Source organism: Butyrivibrio sp. INlla14, from assembly GCF_900102515.1.
Taxonomy (GTDB): Bacteria; Bacillota; Clostridia; order Lachnospirales; family Lachnospiraceae; genus Butyrivibrio.
Window position 1 is genome coordinate 96,017 of the sequence record NZ_FMVS01000011.1, and the last position, 18,926, is coordinate 114,942.

General features: G+C 40.5%; 15 protein-coding genes. All 15 read right to left on the reverse strand.

Annotated elements, in window-relative coordinates:
- Nucleotides 1-164: 164 nt before the first annotated feature.
- Nucleotides 165-1,457, reverse strand: coding sequence for an ATP-binding cassette domain-containing protein (locus BLO53_RS09005; RefSeq protein WP_092060711.1), 1,293 nt, complete (start codon nt 1,455-1,457; stop codon nt 165-167).
- Nucleotides 1,450-3,216, reverse strand: a complete 1,767-nt coding sequence (locus tag BLO53_RS09010; RefSeq protein WP_092060714.1) for an oligopeptide/dipeptide ABC transporter ATP-binding protein — start codon at nt 3,214-3,216, stop codon at nt 1,450-1,452. Before BLO53_RS09010 ends, BLO53_RS09005 begins: the two co-directional genes overlap by 8 nt.
- A 13-nt stretch (nt 3,217-3,229) precedes the next feature.
- Nucleotides 3,230-4,207: an ABC transporter permease gene (locus tag BLO53_RS09015; RefSeq protein WP_176757225.1), complete on the reverse strand. Its 978-nt coding sequence runs from the start codon at nt 4,205-4,207 to the stop codon at nt 3,230-3,232.
- A gap of 28 nt (nt 4,208-4,235) precedes the next feature.
- Nucleotides 4,236-5,813 (reverse strand): ABC transporter permease, encoded by a 1,578-nt coding sequence (locus BLO53_RS09020; protein ID WP_092060716.1) that lies wholly within the window; start codon nt 5,811-5,813, stop codon nt 4,236-4,238.
- Nucleotides 5,814-5,995: 182 nt separating this feature from the next.
- Nucleotides 5,996-8,272, reverse strand: coding sequence for an ABC transporter substrate-binding protein (locus tag BLO53_RS09025; RefSeq protein WP_092060718.1), 2,277 nt, complete (start codon nt 8,270-8,272; stop codon nt 5,996-5,998).
- Nucleotides 8,273-8,835: 563 nt separating this feature from the next.
- Nucleotides 8,836-10,335 (reverse strand): tagaturonate reductase, encoded by a 1,500-nt coding sequence (locus BLO53_RS09030; protein WP_092060798.1) that lies wholly within the window; start codon nt 10,333-10,335, stop codon nt 8,836-8,838.
- 111 nt (nt 10,336-10,446) lie between these two features.
- Nucleotides 10,447-12,123, reverse strand: coding sequence for an AMP-binding protein (locus BLO53_RS09035; RefSeq protein WP_092060720.1), 1,677 nt, complete (start codon nt 12,121-12,123; stop codon nt 10,447-10,449).
- A 46-nt stretch (nt 12,124-12,169) separates the two neighbouring features.
- Nucleotides 12,170-12,925: a carboxyltransferase subunit alpha gene (accA, locus tag BLO53_RS19630; protein WP_092060722.1), complete on the reverse strand. Its 756-nt coding sequence runs from the start codon at nt 12,923-12,925 to the stop codon at nt 12,170-12,172.
- 39 nt (nt 12,926-12,964) lie between these two features.
- Nucleotides 12,965-13,801 (reverse strand): acetyl-CoA carboxylase carboxyltransferase subunit beta, encoded by an 837-nt coding sequence (locus tag BLO53_RS19635; RefSeq protein WP_092060724.1) that lies wholly within the window; start codon nt 13,799-13,801, stop codon nt 12,965-12,967.
- Between the two features lies 1 nt (nt 13,802).
- On the reverse strand, nt 13,803-15,131 hold the full coding sequence (locus tag BLO53_RS09050; protein WP_092060726.1) for an acetyl-CoA carboxylase biotin carboxylase subunit: 1,329 nt from the start codon (nt 15,129-15,131) through the stop codon (nt 13,803-13,805).
- Between the two features lies 1 nt (nt 15,132).
- Nucleotides 15,133-15,558: a 3-hydroxyacyl-ACP dehydratase FabZ gene (gene fabZ, locus BLO53_RS09055; RefSeq protein ID WP_092060728.1), complete on the reverse strand. Its 426-nt coding sequence runs from the start codon at nt 15,556-15,558 to the stop codon at nt 15,133-15,135.
- A complete protein-coding gene (locus BLO53_RS09060) occupies nt 15,555-15,989 on the reverse strand; it encodes an acetyl-CoA carboxylase biotin carboxyl carrier protein (RefSeq protein WP_092060730.1) in 435 nt (144 codons plus the stop codon). Before BLO53_RS09060 ends, fabZ begins: the two co-directional genes overlap by 4 nt.
- Nucleotides 15,990-16,006: 17 nt before the next feature.
- A complete protein-coding gene (gene fabF, locus BLO53_RS09065) occupies nt 16,007-17,245 on the reverse strand; it encodes a beta-ketoacyl-ACP synthase II (RefSeq protein ID WP_092060732.1) in 1,239 nt (412 codons plus the stop codon).
- The gene (fabG, locus tag BLO53_RS09070; protein ID WP_092060734.1) at nt 17,238-17,978 is read right to left on the reverse strand and encodes a 3-oxoacyl-[acyl-carrier-protein] reductase; all 741 of its coding nucleotides are present in this window, start codon (nt 17,976-17,978) and stop codon (nt 17,238-17,240) included. The genes fabF and fabG overlap by 8 nt, the downstream gene beginning before the upstream one ends.
- Complete coding sequence (locus tag BLO53_RS09075; RefSeq protein ID WP_092060736.1) at nt 17,971-18,903, reverse strand: ACP S-malonyltransferase; 933 nt, start codon at nt 18,901-18,903, stop codon at nt 17,971-17,973. Before BLO53_RS09075 ends, fabG begins: the two co-directional genes overlap by 8 nt.
- Between the last annotated feature and the right edge of the window lie 23 nt (nt 18,904-18,926).

Below are 18,926 nucleotides of genomic sequence, written 5' to 3' on the forward strand. Positions count from 1 at the left end.
TGCGCCCCCGCGAAAAATTAGTAAATTGTCATTTATTATCGCTAAAAATGAGCAATTCCAATATTCATCATAACGCAAATTCAAGGTCAATGTCAATAAAGCCCCATTTGATGCGACTTTTCGACATCGACCTTGCATAATCTATGACTGTATGTAGTATGAAATTATAATGTTGCCATTACAAGAAGTATGCAGAACAGTACAACCACAGCTGCACGAACTAAGAGGCCAACAATAGCGCCCTTCTTGCACTTCTTATAATTTCTAATGTAGTTCTTCTTTCTAAATACAAATGCAGCAAGAAGACCAAGTATAGGAAGGAAGAATGAAAGAATTGTAAGCCATACACTTCCTGTATCATGAACAGGTGCGCTGAGGATCTCGCTGGACTCAACTTCCTCGTCGCCCATGAACTCTGTGTTCTTGGCTCTCTGCTTCTTAGCTTCCTCTGGATCAATAGTAACAGCCTGAATAGGCTTGTTCTCATCACGAAGCTTCTTGTATTCCTCAATTTCCTTCTTGTTACCATATACGAAATGGTTATGTCCGATATTTACAAGTTCAGGCTTATCCTCAGAATAATCATGAACTGAAGGATCATAAGTAAACAGAACCTTGTTCTTCTCAAGTCTTGGATCTGGGATAGGAACCGCAGATATAAGAGACTTGGTATATGGATGAAGAGGATACTGGAAGAGTTCCTCTGTCTCAGCAACCTCAACGATATTACCCTTGTAGATAACACCGATACGATCAGAAATAAATCTTACGATTGAAAGGTCATGCGCAATGAAGAGATATGAAACTCCTCTCTCCTTCTGGAACTTCTTAAGGAGGTTCAGAACCTGAGCTCTGATTGATACATCAAGAGCTGAAATAGGCTCATCCGCAACTACAAGTTCTGGTTCCATAACCATTGCTCTTGCAAGACCGATACGCTGTCTCTGTCCACCAGAGAACTCGTGAGGGTAACGAGTAAGATGCTCAGGAAGAAGTCCAACCTCTTCGATCATCTTCTCTACCTTCTGTACTCTGTCTGCCTCGTTCTCGTACAGATGGAAGTTATATAGACCTTCTGAAATAATATAATCTACAGTAGCTCTCTCATTAAGAGAAGCAGCAGGATCCTGGAATACCATCTGGATATTTCTAATAACTTCTCTATCAAGAGACTTGGAAATATTACCAGAAATTCTCTCGCCCTTATACTGAATCTCACCAGCAGAAACAGGGTTAACTCTGATAACAGCACGACCAATAGTAGTCTTACCGGAACCAGACTCACCTACAAGTGAGAATGTCTCGCCCTTATAAATATCAAAGCTTGCATCCTTAACAGCTTTGAATGCACTGTCTCCCTTTCCGAATGTGATGTCGATATTCTTCACAGAAAGGAGTATTTCTTTGCCTGTTTCTGGATCTATTGGACCATGTTCAGGAAATGAATTATTAGGCATTTTCAGAAACCTCCGTTACATTGTAAATCTTTAAAAACTTCTCATGAATATTCCGGATAATTTCCGGCTTTTCAATCTTAGGTGCCCTTGGATCAAGAAGCCATGTCTTAGCATAATGTGTATCACTTACCTTGAACATAGGTGGCTGTTCAATTGTATCAATCTTAAGGCAATATGGATTACGTGGAGCAAAAGCATCTCCAATAATCTTGTTGTAAAGTGATGGTGGTGTACCAGTAATTGAGTAAAGCTCTGTATCTCTCTGAGCAAGCTGTGGAAGTGATGACAAAAGCGCCCATGTATATGGATGTCTTGAATCATAGAATACATCTTCTACAGTACCAAGCTCTACTATCTGTCCGCCATAGAGTACTGCAACTCTGTCAGCGATATTAGCAACAACACCAAGGTCATGTGTAATGAATACGATTGTGTAACCATATTCCTTCTGAAGATCCTTAAGAAGCTGAAGTATCTGAGCCTGAATAGTAACATCAAGAGCTGTTGTAGGCTCATCACAGATAAGGATCTTAGGCTGACATGAAAGAGCGATAGCTATAACGATACGCTGTCTCATACCACCTGAATACTGGAATGGGTAATCATCAAAACGCTTCTCAGCATTAGGAATACCAACCTTCTTCATGATCTCTATAGCACGAACTCTAGCCTCTACCTCAGAGCAGTTCTGGTGCTTCATGATGATTGAAGTGATCTGCTTACCAATAGTGATGATAGGGTTAAGTGATGTCATAGGATCCTGGAATACAGTGGCAATCTTCTTACCACGAGTCTGTCCCCAATCCTCTGGATCAGTAACTCTTGCAAGGTTGATGTGGATTCTGCCTGTAAGCTTTGTCTCTGCTTCATCAACAAGCTGACAATACATAACATTGTCAAAGAGCTTGATCTTAACTTCCTCATCTGCAATATTCTCGCCCATCTTAAGAGCTTTCTTGAAATCTGCAAGAAGTCTTGCAACATACTTTCTTCTCTTAGTATAGCCAAATCTACCAACTGAAAGATAGATTTCCTTGGCAATAACTGAATTACGGGCTACCTGCTCCTTGGTAACTGCCTTGGCAATCTCATTCTTGTACTGATCCTTGAGAGCCTGAAGCTTTCTGTTATAGTCAGCAAGGTAAGCTGCATTAGCTGCTACATCGGCCTTGTGCTGAGCGATAAGATTCTCTCTTTCCCTTAAGATAGCCTTGATCTCATCCTCATAACCCTTTATCTTCTTCTCAGACTCTTTGATCTTATCCTTTTCTTTCTTAGGATCAAAGGTCTGCTTTAAGTTAAATTCCTCTGTCTTCTTGAACTTAACGTCTGCGATTCTCTTGTTGAACTCCTGATCCTTCTCATCTGAAAGAGTCTCTTTAGCTCTCTTTTCTGATTCAAGATCAAGGATTTTCTTGTAAGTGTCTGCGCCAAATTCAAGTGGTGAATAAGCATTAAGCTTGTCTGTGATAGAGTTAAGCTCTCTCTTACCAGCTGCGTTAAGAGTAACGATAGTATTGGAAAGCTCCTCATCGTTGAAAATGATATCACCATTGCTGATAAATCCGTTAGAATCAAGCATTCCGGCGAAAGTCTTAGTAAATACTGACTTACCAGATCCTGACTCACCTACGATGGCAATGGATTCATTCTCGTAAATATCAAGTGAAATACCGCGAATAGCTGTAAGAATACGGCCTCTTACACGGAATTTAACTTCCAAATCTTTAACTGATAATAATACTTTCTTATCTTCCATTTTCCCGTTTTCCTTACATATGTGTTCTAGGGTCTGATGCATCGCCCAAATTCTGTCCTGTTACATAAAGAGCAACCGTGATGATTGAAGCAATTACTACAGGGCTCCAGAACTCAAACTGCCAGCCAGGAGTTACCATAGCACTCTCCGCTTCATAGATAAGTCTACCAAGAGACATATCTGACATACCCATACCAATATAAGCAAGGAATACCTCATATGAAATATATGAAGGAATCTCAACTGCAAGAAGTGTAACAATTACTGATGTCATGAATGGCAAGATATTCTTGGTTGCGATTCTTGTAATAGGTGTTCCAAGGCATTTGCTGGCAAGGTTATATTCTCTATCTCTGATAATGATAACCTGTGTTCTGATGAAATAAGCAATAAACAGCCAACCAGTAATTGTAAGAGCAAATACCATTGACCAGAAGCTTGGTGAAAGGATAAGTACAAGTACTGAAATAAGAAGGATCTGAGGAACGTTACCTACGATGTTGTAAACCTCCATCATAAACATATCGATCTTCTTACTAAATCCCCAAATAGCACCAACCAAAACACCAACCGTCATATTGATGGCAGCGCAGATAAATGCCAGGGAAATTGATATTCTTGAACCTGTCCAGATAGCATCAAATGTTGACTGTCCTGAAGCTCCAGAACCAAGTATCCAGTGAATATTGTATCCAAACTTCTTCATAGCCGCACCAGGCATAAGATGCTTGGCTGTAGAATCCAGAAGATTTCCGAATCTATCGTAGCTTATAAGTGATGGATAAATATATGCAAATAAAATAATAAATGCAAGTAGTGAAAGAATAACTATATTTATTTTCTTCTTGAAGAACACTCTAAATACTGATCTCCAGTATGAATATCTTGGAGCTGTGATCTTCTCTGACTCAAGACTGTTGTGGTCTACGCGAGCAAAAAGCTCTTCATCTGTCATTCCCTCTACTGTAAAAAGAGAATCTTTATTTTCCATTGTCATTGTCTCCGTTCTACTTAATATATTACCTAGCTTTTCCTGTGTAGCTGATTCGTGGATCAACTATAGAAATAAGTACGTCACCAGCAATGATGCTCACTACTGAAAGAATTGCGTAGAAAAGTGTTACACCAACGATAACACCATTATCATACTGGTTAATAGCAACTGTAAGCAGGTTACCTGCACCAGGTACTACATAAACACGCTCTGTAATAATAGCTCCAACAATAGATCCCAGGATACCAGCAGGTACGCCGTGGATGATCGGAATAGCTGCATTCTTGAGAATGTGCTTTCTAAATATCTCGCTCTCTGTAAGACCACCAGATCTTGCAAACTTGACATAATCTGAATTCATCTGGTCGATCATATATCTACGGAGCCATTTCATTGTATCAGCTATAGGCTTAAGTGCCAGAGATACAATAGGAAGTACATATACCATCTTGCTGGTAGCTTGAATATCAAACGTAGTAGGGAAGCCAAGCTTACCACCGATAGCCTTAAACAGGAAGATATAAGCAAGTGAAGGAACAGCTACAATAAATACTATGTAAAGTGTTCCAATCTTATCAACGAGCTTATCCTTGTGTCTGGCCATTGCAATTCCAAGCGGAATACCAATAAGGTACATAAGAAGAACTGCAATAATACCAATCGAGAAAGAATATCCAATCTTGGACTTACCATTCTTGAAAGTATTAACACTTGTGTAGTCATCTGTGAATCTGTCTGAGTTAACCTTGTTGGTCTCTCTAGAGCCATAAGAGAATACAGCAGTATGAAGATCATCAGCTGATTCCTCTGTAAGTCCTGTAGGGAATGTAGTTGTCTGCATTACATATGAACCCTGTTTCTTGGTCATTGTATCAAATACATCAATACCCTGATTGACTGCATAAGACTTACCAAGATTAAGTGTAAAGAGGTTCTGATGTACAAATGGGAACTGCTTGTCTACATATAACAAGTATTTGTGATATGTACCGTTACCCATAATAGCTGGTGCAAATGTGCTGCCACCATAAACAGGATCATGGAGAGTAAATGTGATCTTCCTCTCTCCTATATCTATATCTTCATCAACATAGTGAATATTATCAACATTAAAAAGGCTTGTAATATATGTGATCAGTCTATGCGTGATAGGATAATCCTTGGACGCAAAGAGCTGTTGTGCTCCACCGTTAGCATATTTCTTGGGTGATACCATAATGGCGTTACATCTTACTACAGTGTAACCGTTGGCATCGCAATATTCCTGGAACTTCTGAACATACTCAGCTGTAAGTTCGCTGTCGTTCTCAGGCTTCTTACCAATTGAGGCAGCCTTAACTCTGGTCTCCTCATCAAGTTCTCCCTGTTCCTGGAGCATGATCAAATAATCCTGATATGTAAGGAGGTCAAGATATCCATACTCCTCCCACTTTCTGTACATGTAGGCAGTCTTCTCGTTATTGCCATAGTTCTTAAAGACATTATCCTGAGCAAAGATCAGGTTTCTGTCCAGCATGGTATAGATCATTATCATTACGATAGTAACAACAACGAATGATGAAATAAGTCCATGCAATAGTCTTTTCAATACATACTTAGTCATAGCTTTTTCCCTTTGCGGTAGATAATTATTGTATAGCTGTAATATGTGGTTTATGAAAATTTAATAAATACACAGCCACAACATTATACAACATAATGGAGAAAGTGGGAAGATGAAATTCCCACTTTCTCCAATTTTATTTGCAATATCCTATTACAAATCAAATCAGAATTGAGTACTAATTAGAATACTCCAAGGCTCTTAACCATGTATCCTGCATAATCAGGAAGCATTGTGTCAAGATATGTCTGAGGATCACCATAGTCAGGACCCCATCCGGAAACATCCATCATATCAGCGTTCATCTCATAACCATACTCTGGATAGTATCCAGCGTATAACCAGTCATCCTGAGATTCACACTTAACAAGATTGATAACAACCTGTCCGTCAAGTGATGTCTCTACAGACTGCTTAAGAGCATTAGCTCTGTTTGTGTAAACCTCTGATCCTGAGAAATAAGGAAGGTCGATCTGGATTGGGTTCTCTTTAGAGATCTCAACGCCCTGAGTTGCAAGCTGCTCAACAGCCTTTGTAAGCTCTGCCTTAGCATATGTAGGATTGTACCATCCATCATATCCGTCTGATGAACCAACGCCATCAGCTGCTGTAGGATCCCAAGCCTTAACTTCTACGCCGTCAGCATCAAGCTGAGCCTGTACGATCTCACCATAATTTGTTCCAGCAGCAAATGTTGTAGCTGTTCCATTGATATCAACTGTAACTTCCTCAGGAAGTGTTACAAATGTACCAGGTGTGTAAGAGTTTCTAAGGTTGTTAAGCTTAAGGTCTTCGCCTTCTCTCTGAGCATTGTAAGATGCTCTGTCAAGAGATGTTACAAGTGCAAGTCTGAAGTCCTTGTTCTGCATAGCAACAAATGTTCTCTGTGCATCCCATACAGTCTTAGAAGACTTTGTAACTGTAGCGTCATTAAAGTTTGCGAATCCCTTACGGTTTGTATTGATAAATCCGCAGTATGTTGTAGCTTCTGTATCAGTAACAATTACATTCTTGTCAAAGTTACCATCAGCCTTAGCTGTCTCAATTGTTGATGTATTAAGAGCAACAGATGTAAGTGTTCCAGCAAGACAGTCATTGTATGCCTTTGTTACATCTGTACCATCCTCAAATACCCAGTTAAGAGTCTTGATGTTCTGGTTGTCCTTGTTCCAGTATGAAGGATTAGCCTTCATAACGATTGAGTTGCCTTCTGTGTAACTTGTTACAAGGAATGGTCCGCAGTAAGCAATGTGGTCTGGATCTGTACCATAGTTACCTGATCCTGTTCCCTGACCAAACTGTCCGCCCTGTCCTTCATAGTATGATCTTGAAAGAGGAGCAAATACACCGTAGCTAAGCATTGTAAGGAAGTAAGGAGTATCCTGAGTAAGTGTATACTCAAGTGTGTAATCATCAACTGCCTTAACACCTACTGTAGAGAAGTCTGTTGACTCGCCATTGATATACTCGTTAGCACCTACGATAACGCCCTGTACAAGGTACTCAAGACCGCCCATAGCGTCCATCATGTGCTGCATACCAGCTACGAAATCGTCAGCTGTAAGATCTGCAACTTCTCTTCCCTGTGAATCAACCCACTTAACACCTTCACGGATGTGGAATGTGTATGTAAGTCCATCATCAGAAACCTCATAGCTCTCTGCAAGAGCAGGCTGCTGAACATTCTCAGCATCATACTCCATAAGGCCATCATAGAGGTTTACAAGCTTCTCAGAATCAGCTGATCTTGATGTTGCAAGAACATCCCATGTCTTAGCATCAGATGTGTTTGGATAGTTGAAAGTATCTGTTAATGTGTAGCCCTTCTCTTCAAGATACTTCTTAGCCTCTTCCTGGTATGTGCCAGTTCCCTTAAGCTCTTCAAGTTTTTCCTTAAGTGCTACATAATCCTCTTTAGCGATGAAATCTGTAACAGCGATTACGTTGTGCAAACGATATTCATCATTTCCCCAAAGAGTAGTTGTAACAGAACCAGGAGCATGTCTTCTAACAGCATAGTTACCACCACGAGTTGAAAGTGGAATAAATACACCAGATCCAAGGAGCTTACCTTCAGCTAAAGCCATAAGAGCATAACGCTCAGAGATATTATCTGTCTCAAGTGACTTCTGATACTCTTCGTTGAACTCTCCAAGGATTCTGTTGTAAACAGTTGTTGACTCTTCCTGATAACCATCTACATCCCAAAGCTCTGAGTATGCATCACATGCAAGACGTGTATCCTCTTCTACTCCTACAAGTGTTGGTAAATCTGAATCTGCCTCAGCTGTCTCTGCAGGAGCCTCTGTAGCTTCTGTTGCAGCTGTATCTGTAGATTCGCTTGTCTGCGCAGCAGGTGTGTCTGTCGCAGGAGCCTGTCCCTGAGTACATCCAGCTAAAAGAGAAGCTGACATAGATGTAGCAGCAAGTAAGGCGATTACTCTGTTGTACTTCTTCATAATTTTCCTCCATTCGTAATAAGAAAATATATAAAAATAGCTACTTGTATCGTGAAGATCCAAATAGCACTTTTTATCAAAAGATTATGTTCCCCACCTAGAAATATTCGTAAAAACGTCTTTGTTTTTACCCATTTTCAAACTTGTATACAATTATACTACCTAGCTTAAAATAAATCAATATAAGATTCGGTATTAAACTATAACGATTACTTATAGCTTCTGATCGCTTTTCGTTAAGTTAAAGTTTAACAGTTTAAAGTGATGTGTTGTTACAATAATAAACCATATTGATTAATTTTGCTACACTTTTTTTACAAAATTTTTATTTTTGTAATTTCGTTATTGATTCTGGTCAAGTTTAGCCCCTAAATCACATTAATTTCACTTTGAATTTTTTGCGAAGATAAGCTTATTTAAGGGCAAAAAATAACAGCCTCCGGATTAAGCTCCAGGGGCTGTCATATATGTGAATATCAAACTAAAAATTTAGCCAATACCTACTATATTAATTGTATTGCAATTTCCAATTGCTATCTACCATCATCAGATAATCAGAAAACTTATAGGCAACTAGCGTATGCAGCTTCTGCTCCTTCTGTATGGATCTTCTTGAGATCTGCAATTACAGCATCTGTAAGACCGGAAATCTTGTTAAGATCCTGATCCCACATTTTCTCATTAGAAAGAACTGCCTTAACAAGGTCCTCTTCTGAATCATTTCTGTGATCATAGAAGAACTCAAGAGCCCATCTGTCATCACTTACAGTATAAGTATTGCCTGCAGGTCTCTTACATACAAGGCCAGCATCTGTAAGCTCCTGAACATCGCTTGAATAGAATGCGATGTAAGCAGCAAGTGACATTGTAAGGCATACAGGAAGTTTGCCGTTCTTGTCAATGTACTGAAGGAAAGATGGCATATTTCTAGCCTTCCACTTACTTGTTGAGTTAAGTGAAATAGACATAAGCTCGTGATTTACAAAAGGATTGTTGAAACGGTCCTTAACTGCTGCAGCAAACTCATTGAGGTCATTCTCATCAAGGTGATCTACAAGAGTAGGAATAACTTCCTCACTCAGCATCTTATTCATAAAACCAGCAACATTGTCATTGTGCATACAATCACGGACAATATCAAATCCAGCGAGATATGCACCAAGAACAAAACCTGTGTGCGCACCATTAAGAATACGAACCTTGCGGTGTTTGTATGGCATAACATCCGGAACAACATGAACATTAACTCCAGCCTTCTTGAATGGAAGTCTGTCCTCAAGTCCCTCTGGTCCCTCTATGATCCATACACCAAAGATTTCGCCAACATCAATAAGCTCATCGTGATAGCCATTGATCTTCTCAAGCTCTTCAACTTCCTTAGGATCACGAATTCTACCAGGAACAATTCTGTCTACAAGAGTTGAGCAGAAAATATTCTCCTCGTTAACCCAAGTCTTGAAGCCTTCCTCAAGCTTCCACTGATCAATATACTGGTTGACGCACTTAAGAAGCTCTTTACCATTGTTGTCAATAAGCTCGCAGGAAAGAACTACTATGCCCTTCTTGCCTGCCTTGTATCTTGCAAAAAGAACCTGTGTAAGCTTGCCAGGGAAGCTTGCAGCTGGAACATCTTCAAAGTTACAAGCTGGATCATAGTTAATACCAGCTTCTGTTGTATTAGAAGCAATGATGTCAAGCTCATCAGAAACAGCTATCTCCATCATCTTGTCATAATCTGCCTTGTTGTAAGGATTAAGACAGCAGTCTACAGCAGAGATAACACGCTTTGCATCAACCTTCTGTCCATTCTCGCTTCCACGAAGATACAGAGTATAGAGACCTTCCTGCTTGTTAATAAGCTCTGTAAGTCCCATCTCAATAGGCTGTACAAGTGCTACCTTGCCGTTAAAGCCAGCCTTTTCATTACTAATATCAAAAAAGTAGTCAACAAACGCACGCATAAAGTTGCCTTCACCAAACTGAAGTACTCTTACAGGTGCCTCTTTGCATACATAACCCTCATAGCCAGACTTAGCTAATACATCATAGTTTAATAAATCCATCATCAAAATCCTCCTAAATTGTAAGCGCTTTCAAATCGCTTCAAAACGAATTTTTACTAATAATGTTATATCATATTTATGTAAGCGTTTACAATAGCAAATTTTGTTTTTTTATTTTTGATGATAGTCCATTTTTCTTATCTGTGCCCTACTTATCTTGCCATTTGTTGTCCTTGGAAGTTCCTTCACAAAACATATTTTTCTGGGATATTTGTAAAGTGCAACCCTCTCTCTTACAAAATCCTGGATTTCATTTGATAGCTGCTGACTAGGTTCATATTCTTTATTCAGGATAATACTGGCCTTTACCAGAGTCCCTCTGTTTTTGGAAGGAAATCCAGTGACTGCGCATTCAAAAACTGCTGGATGCAGCATTATCACATCTTCTACTTCCGAGGGGCCTATGCGGTAGCCACTGGATTTTATAACATCATCATTTCTTCCAAGGAAAAAGATATTTCCATCTTTATCTTTTATAGCTCTGTCCCTGGTGTGATATATTCCTCCATCCCATATTTCCTGATAAAGTGTCTCATCACCAAGGTAGCCCTTAAAGATTCCAAGCGGCTTTTTGGACTTATCTTTAGGAAAAATCACTATTTCTCCTTCACTTCCATCAGGGACCTCTTTTCCAGCCTCATCCACAAGCCTTATGTCATATAGAGGGCTGGCAAGGCCAATAGATCCGGAAATCTGCTCTTTACCTACTGGTGTACATATCAAAAGAGCTGTCTCTGTCTGACCAAAGCCTTCCCTTATTATAAGTCCAGTCTTTTCAGTAAATTTCTGAGACACTTCTATTGGCATTGGCTCTCCTGCAGTTGTAACCTGCTTAAGAGAAGACAGATCGTATTTACTAAAGTCCTCAAGAACCAGATATTTGTAGATTGTAGGAGGCGCACAAAAGGAAGTTACCTTCTCTTCCTGCAATAGCTGTAAAATATCCCAGGCATAGAACTGTTCATAGTCGTAAACTAGAACCGCAGTTCCAACAAGCCACTGCCCGTATAGCTTACCCCAGGCAGACTTAGCCCACCCTGAATCTGCTACAGTAAGGTGAACTCCATCACAAGAAGCTCCATGCCAGTTTTTAGCTGTATAAATATGTGAAAGTGGGTAAGAATAGTCGTGGATCACGGCCTTTGGAGCACCATTGGTGCCAGAAGTAAAGTAATAGAGCATATCGTTATCTACTGAAGTTTCTACCCTTAAAAGTTTGTCAGAAGCCTTTTCCAAAAGCTTATCAAACATAAGAGCTGAGTTAAACTTTTCTCCAACTACAATCTGCTCTATCTTTTCTTTATCTTTTGCCTTGTCTTCTGCATCTTTGATTGCATCACTTACCTTGTGGCAGATATCATCTGAATTAACACATATAACAGCCTTAGCCCCGGACAAAACAAGTCTCTCAGCTATATCAGTAGCTGAAACCATGTGCGACGTAGGAATAGCAACAGCCCCAAGCTTGTGAAGAGCAAGTATGCAGATCCAGAACTCGAATCGTCTTTTTAATAGAAGCATCACGCTATCTTTTTTACCGATTCCAAGATCAATTAGCATGTTTGCTGCCTTATCTGATAATCTCTTTAGTTCGGCAAAAGAAAATTTTCTTACCTTTCCATCTGTACTCTTATGTATAAGGGCTATTTTTTCAGGTTCTTCCAAGGCATATCTGTCAACTATGTCGTAAGCAAAGTTGAAATTCCTGCCATAGGAAAAGCTTATGTCCTTAATGTCGCCGTTACTGTCCAATATTTCTTTATAAAACTCGGTATATAATCCCGTCATTTTTTGTTTACCCAATCCCTGCAAGAAGGCTATTGAGGATTCCTTTCTAATATCCTATTGTTCTAAATTTTTCATATCGTAGATCAAGAAGTTCCTTGGATGACTTTTTAGAAAGCCCTACTATTTCCTTATAAATTTCATCCAATAGATACTCAGGATCCGAATTTTTTATGATCTTATCAATTATCCCAAGACTATAAAGCTTTTGAGCAGTAAGTCCCAGGGCTCTGGCAGCCACATCTGCCTTATCAGTAGTCTTCCACAGAATATTTGAGCAGCTCTCTGGAGAAACCACGCTAAAATAGGCGTCATCTATCATCCATATTTTGTCTCCATGCGAAAGAGCAAGAGCTCCTCCGCTTCCGCCTTCACCTATAACTATTGATAAAATCGGAGTCTTAAGATCAGACATTTCATATAAGTTTTCAGCAATTGCCCGCCCCTGGCCATGTTCCTCAGATTCCACATCGCAGTAGGCCCCCGCAGTATCAACAAAGCAAATTACTGGCCTTTTAAATTTCTCTGCCTGTTTCATAAGACGCAAAGCTTTTCTGTAGCCTTCAGGCCTAGCGCTTCCAAAATTGTGTTTGATCCTGCCACCTGTATCTTTTCCTTTCTCAATGCCGATCACGGTTACAGGGATATCCTTTAAAAAGGCTATTCCTCCGATTACAGCCTTGTCATCGCCAAATAATCTGTCACCGGAAAGTTCCATAAAATCAGTAAATATTCCCTCTATATAATCTATAGAAGTCCTGCGGCCTATGCCTCTAGCGTTTCTAACTATCTCTATATCAGTCATGTTTTTTCTTTATTCCTTGTGATAATAAAATTCCAAACTCTAGTTGTATCCGTGGAGTTTTAGAAGTCTTTCCAGTATTTCTTTTTGCTCATGTCTTTCAACAATAAGGTCTATAAAGCCGCACTCTTTAACTCTTTCTGCCTTTTGAAAGCCCTCTGGAAGAGATGTTTTTAAAGTTTTCTCAACAACTCTTGGCCCTGCAAAACCAACCCTGGCGCCAGGCTCTGAAAGAGTGATGTCCCCAAGCATTGCAAAGCTTGCGTCAACACCGCCCGTAGTGGGATTTGTCAAAAGAACTATGTATAGGAGTCCGCTGTTACTATGCCTCTTAACTGCAGCTGAAACCTTGGACATCTGCATAAGGGATATCATTCCCTCCTGCATCCTGGCTCCTCCTGATACGGTCACTCCAATAACAGGAAGGTTATTCTTGGTTGCATATTCAAAGAGCCTTGTTATCTTTTCGCCAACAACCGCTCCCATAGATCCCATCATAAAATTGCCATCCATAGCAAAAATGCAGGTCTTAATGCCTCCAATCAGAGCTTCGCCGCAGATAACGCCCTCTTTTTCTCTGCTCTTTTCCCTGGCAGCTTTAAGCTTTTCATCATATTCAGGAAAATCAAGAATATTCCTTGATTCCATGTCGCCATCAAATTCCAGAAAACTCCTTTTATCTGTAAGCATAAGTATTCTGCGTCTTGCTCTTACTGGAAAATAGTATCCGCACGAAGGGCAGACAAAATTATTTTTCCTGATCTTAGAAACGCTTGATAGCGTCTGACATTTCTTGCAGGTGATCCTTCTACTTCTAGTTCTTATATTTTCACTTTCAAGCTCATTGTTTGCTTTTAAAAAAAGCTTTTTTAAATCCATTTCACAAAACCTTCTGACATATGGATGTGTCGTAATTTCCAATGATAAATCTGTTATTATCCATAAATTTCATATGCATTTCTCTGTTGTTATCAACTCCCACAAGTACAAACTCAGACAGGGCGCTCTTCATCTTCCGGATGGCGCCATCCCTTGTAGATGCGCAGACTATGAGCTTGCCAAGCATTGAATCATAAAAGGGTGGAACCTTGTAATCTGTATAAAGAGCTGAATCAAACCTGACTCCTACTCCCCCCGGAACATGGAGCATCTTAACTGTCCCTGTTGATGGCTTAAAGTCCTTGGAATTCTCAGCACAGATCCTGCATTCTATGGCATGATTTCCTGTGTAAACATCACTTTGTTCAAAGCTAATATCCATGCCAGCAGCTGTTCTTATCTGCCATTCCACAATATCAATTCCTGAAACCATCTCTGTTACAGAATGCTCAACCTGAAGCCTTGTGTTCATCTCCATGAAGTAAAAAGAATCTCCTTTTACAAGAAATTCGATTGTTCCCACTGTGACATAGCCAACCTTTTTTGTGAGTCTTGTTGAAGCCTCATACATTTCTTTTCTGAGTTTATCCGATAAAACAGGGGCAGGGCACTCTTCTATTAGCTTTTGGTTCTTTCTCTGTACTGAGCAGTCGCGGTCTCCTAAAATAACAACCTTGCCCTTTTTATCAGCAAGAATCTGCACTTCAACGTGCTTCACATTTTCCAGGTATTTTTCCATGAATATGGCATCATCAGCAAAAGAGCTGGCTGCTTCTTTTTTTACAAGTTCAAAGGCATTATCAAGTTCCTCAGGGGTTCTTACTATGCGGATTCCCTTTCCTCCGCCGCCAGATCTTGCCTTAAGAATAACAGGGTAGCCAATTCTATCAGCTTCTTCATGGGCCATCTTGGCATTATCAAGGATATCGCTTCCCGGAGTAACAGGAACTCCTGCGCTTATAGCGATTGCTCTTGCCATCTCTTTTTGTCCCATCTGCTCCATAACTTCGGCAGAAGGTCCAATAAGTGTAAGACCATTTTCAGCGCATTTTTTTGCAAATTCGGGATTTTCAGAGAGCATTCCGTATCCTGGATGTATTGCCTTTGAATGTGTCTCCAAAGCCACCGTAAGAATAGCATCCATATTAAGATAGCTGTCCTTTAGGCGGACTCCTCCGATGCAGTAGCTCTCATCTGCCATATTCACATGGAGGGCATCTCTGTCTGCCTCAGAAAACACAGCAACAGTCTTTATGCCCATCTCCTTGCAGGCTCTTATTACTCTGACTGCAACTTCACCACGATTTGCAATTAGGATTTTGTCAAACACCTTAGTTTTCCTCCGATATTATCGCAAAAGAAAAATCGCCGCTCATACATTTTTTGCCATCTACTGACACTACGCCCTTTAAGGCATACAAGGGATGGCTTTTCCTTACAAGACTTACATCAATCTTTATCTGATCTCCAGGATGTATCATGCCTCTGAATCTGACCTTATCAAGGCCCGTGTAGACAGGAAGCGTGCCTGCCTTCATCTCTTCTTGAAACAAAGCACAGGCTGACTGAGCCATCATCTCACACTGTATGACGCCTGGAACTATTGGATTATTGGGAAAATGTCCCTGCAAAAAGAATTCATCTCCCCTTACCTTGTAGTAGCCAGTTGCACTTCCATCCTCATTAAGGACCACCTCATCCAAAAGAAGCATTGGCTCTCTGTGAGGCAGGATCTTTTTTATCTCTTCTCTATTCATGCTATTTCAAAAAGAACCTGATCATACTCAACCAGGTCTCCCTCCTTGGCTCCAATCTTTGATATAACGCCATCTACAGGCGCCTTAACTTCATTCATCATCTTCATAGCCTCGATACTACACAGAACATCGCCCTTCTTGACAGCATCGCCTTCTATAAATGTTCTGCCATTTACCTCTCCGTAAAAGACTCCAAGAAGTGGGGATTTTACTTTTGCTGCCAAGTCACTTTCTTCCTGATTCCCAGCTTCGTCCTCACTTTGGGCTGCACTTTTTTCTGCACAGAAAATTGCATTTTCCTTGGCAGATGCTCCACAGAAAGCTTCAGGCTTATTTCTTGACATGCTTATCTTAAGGCCCTCTGCCTCAACGCACAGTTCAGTTAAATCCAGCTCTTTAAAGACTTCAACATACTCCTTTAAAAAACTCATAATGAATGCACCATCCTTTACTCATCGAACTTTTTAAATGCAAGACAGGCGTTATGACCTCCAAAACCAAGTGATGTGCTGATGGCATATTTAAGGTCAGCGCTAAGTGCCTTGTTTGGAGTGTAATCAAGGTCACACTCTTCATCTTTTTCCTTGTAATTGATAGTTGGTGGTACGATACCATTTTCCAGAGCAAGGACAGAAACCAAGGCTTCAACTGCGCCAGTTGCTCCCATCATGTGTCCTGTCATGGATTTTGTGGAACTAACGTGGATGTCATAGGCATCCTTGCCAAATACTGCCTTGATTGCCTTGGTCTCCATTGCATCATTTAAATGAGTTCCTGTTCCATGGGCATTTATGTAAAGGCTCTTGCAGTCCTTTATCCCGGATTCTTCTGTAGCACTTTTTATAGCTCTGATAGCACCGCTTCCCTCAGGATCTGGAGCTGTGATATGATACGCATCCGCTGTGTTTCCGTATCCTGTCACCTCCGCCAGGATCCTTGCTCCGCGCTTTTTGGCATGCTCATATTCCTCAAGAACAAGGATCCCGGCACCCTCACCCATAACAAAACCGCCTCTTCTCTTATCAAAGGGGAGACTTCCTTCCTCAGGGTTCTCAGAAAGATTAAGTGCCTGGCAATTTACAAAGCCAGCCATTGAAAGTTCATTTATAGAAGCTTCTGCTCCGCCTGCAATTATTGCATCAGCATAACCATGCTTTATTGCTCTGTATGCCTCTCCAATAGTGTGGGTCGATGTTGCACAGGCTGTAACTACAGGAAGTGTAGGACCTTTTGCTCCAAACTTTATAGAAATCGCTCCAGCTGCCATATTACTGATCATCATAGGTACAAAAAAGGGTGACACAAAATCAGGTCCCTTATCATTTAACTTATTGTTTTCTCTGATTGTTGAATTGATTCCTCCAATTCCAGAGCCCACATATACTCCAAATCTTTCCTTATCAAGCTCGCTATCAAGGATCCCGCTCTGCTCAACTGCCTGTTTGGCAGCTCCCATGGCATACTGCATAAAAAGATCTGACTTTCTGATTTCCTGCATGGACTCATAATACTTTTTGGGTTCAAAATCCTTGACCTCCGCATCGAGACTTACCTTTAGCCTTGATGCATCAAATCTCTCAATTTTCCCAATTCCGCATTTGCCCTTTTTTATATTGTTCCAAAAGGTCTCTATGTCATTCCCTATAGGTGAAATAACTCCAAGCCCTGTAACTACGACTCTACACATACATTCCTCCATCAACCTTTATTACTTCTCCTGTGATATAAGATGATCTGTCAGAAGCAAGGAAAAGAACCAGTTCTGCCACATCTAAAGGACTACCAAGTCTTCCCAAAGTTATCTGCTTATTTATTTCCTGAACCTGCTCAGGACTTAATTTATCTGTCATATCTGTAGCTATAAAGCCCGGGGCAACTGCATTACATCTTATATTCTTTCTTCCGTACTCTTTTGCTACAGACTTGGTAAAGCCAATTATTCCAGCCTTGGAAGCAGCGTAATTGGTCTGGCCTTTATTGCCCATAAGCCCTACTACGGAACTTATATTTATAATGTTTCCATTCTTTTTTCTTACAAACTGTCTTATAAAAGATCTGGTAACAAACATGGTTCCTTTTAGATTTACGTCAATTACATCCCCGATATCCATTATTGAAAGAGAAGGCAGGATATTGTCTCTTGTTATTCCGGCATTATTTACAAGAATATCTACGCCTCCAAAGTCTGCTGTTATTTCCTCTGCCACACTCTCAACTTCTTCAGGGTTCTTAATATCACAGGTATAGAGCCTTGCATCAACGCCTTTTTCCTTAAGCTCTTCAATAAACTTTTTGGTTTCCTCTGTGGCTCTTGTTGCGATGATCGCAAGATTCGCCCCATTTTCAGCAAACTTTTCTGCAATAGCTCTTCCGATTCCTCTACTGCCGCCTGTAACAACGGCCACTTTTCCTTTAAGCATAATTTAGTTCCTTCTTTATCTTTTCAAGAGATTCAAGATCGCAGATATTGAAGATTCTGGCGCCTTTGACAGTTCTTTTTACAAAGGAAGAAAGGGTCTTTCCTGGCCCACACTCTATAAAGGTGTCAACGCCGTCCTCTGCCATATTAAGAAGGGTTTCCTCCCACTTTACGCTATTTGATATCTGCTCAGTCAAAAGATCTAAGATCTGGCCTTTATTTTCAGGATATAACCTTGCAGTTTTATTGGCGTAAACAGGTCTGTGTTTCTCATTTACCTTGTATACATTGTTATCAAGAAGCTCATTTTTAAGCTGTTCTGAAGCCTCCTGCATATATGGTGTATGGAATGATCCGCTGACATTTAACTGCACAAACCTGATCTTCTCACCAGTAAGTTTTTCTTTAAAAGCTTCCATATTAGAACTGGAGCCTGAGACAACAATCTGACCAGGGCAGTTATAGTTGACAGGATAAACTTTAAATTCATCGCAAAGAGCTTCCAGAGCTTTTTTATCCATTCCCATAACAGCAACCATGGTGCCCTTGTGTTTTTTAGAGGCTTCCTGCATGAGCTGGGCTCTTTTGCAGACAAGCTTAAAGGCGCTTTCCTTGGAAAGTGTGTCAGAAACTGCCATTCCTACTACTTCTCCCAGTGAAAAGCCCGCCACCACGTCAGGATGGATTCCGGCACTTTCAAGGGCCAGAGCTCCTGCAATATCAGCAAGAAAAAGACAAGGCTGTGTGTTTTTAGTTTCCTTTAGCTCCTCTTCTGTGCCCTTTAGCATCTGTATAATCGTTCCTGGCCTTATGGCCTCAGCTACTCCAAAAAAATTATGGACTGCCGGAATATTCTCATATAGATCTCTGGCCATTCCTGGGAACTGACTTCCCTGACCAGAAAATATAAATGCAATTTTTCCCATACTTCCTCCGCAAATATGACATG

Bases quoted from the DNA above. Each gene is read 5' to 3' on its own strand.
- BLO53_RS09005 (WP_092060711.1), bottom strand. From the start codon at position 1,457: ATGCCTAATAATTCATTTCCTGAACATGGTCCAATAGATCCAGAAACA.
- BLO53_RS09010 (WP_092060714.1), bottom strand. From the start codon at position 3,216: ATGGAAGATAAGAAAGTATTATTATCAGTTAAAGATTTGGAAGTTAAA.
- BLO53_RS09015 (WP_176757225.1), bottom strand. From the start codon at position 4,207: ATGGAAAATAAAGATTCTCTTTTTACAGTAGAGGGAATGACAGATGAA.
- BLO53_RS09020 (WP_092060716.1), bottom strand. From the start codon at position 5,813: ATGACTAAGTATGTATTGAAAAGACTATTGCATGGACTTATTTCATCA.
- BLO53_RS09025 (WP_092060718.1), bottom strand. From the start codon at position 8,272: ATGAAGAAGTACAACAGAGTAATCGCCTTACTTGCTGCTACATCTATG.
- BLO53_RS09030 (WP_092060798.1), bottom strand. From the start codon at position 10,335: ATGGATTTATTAAACTATGATGTATTAGCTAAGTCTGGCTATGAGGGT.
- BLO53_RS09035 (WP_092060720.1), bottom strand. From the start codon at position 12,123: ATGACGGGATTATATACCGAGTTTTATAAAGAAATATTGGACAGTAAC.
- accA (WP_092060722.1), bottom strand. From the start codon at position 12,925: ATGACTGATATAGAGATAGTTAGAAACGCTAGAGGCATAGGCCGCAGG.
- BLO53_RS19635 (WP_092060724.1), bottom strand. From the start codon at position 13,801: ATGGATTTAAAAAAGCTTTTTTTAAAAGCAAACAATGAGCTTGAAAGT.
- fabZ (WP_092060728.1), bottom strand. From the start codon at position 15,558: ATGAATAGAGAAGAGATAAAAAAGATCCTGCCTCACAGAGAGCCAATG.
- BLO53_RS09060 (WP_092060730.1), bottom strand. From the start codon at position 15,989: ATGAGTTTTTTAAAGGAGTATGTTGAAGTCTTTAAAGAGCTGGATTTA.
- fabF (WP_092060732.1), bottom strand. From the start codon at position 17,245: ATGTGTAGAGTCGTAGTTACAGGGCTTGGAGTTATTTCACCTATAGGG.
- fabG (WP_092060734.1), bottom strand. From the start codon at position 17,978: ATGCTTAAAGGAAAAGTGGCCGTTGTTACAGGCGGCAGTAGAGGAATC.
- BLO53_RS09075 (WP_092060736.1), bottom strand. From the start codon at position 18,903: ATGGGAAAAATTGCATTTATATTTTCTGGTCAGGGAAGTCAGTTCCCA.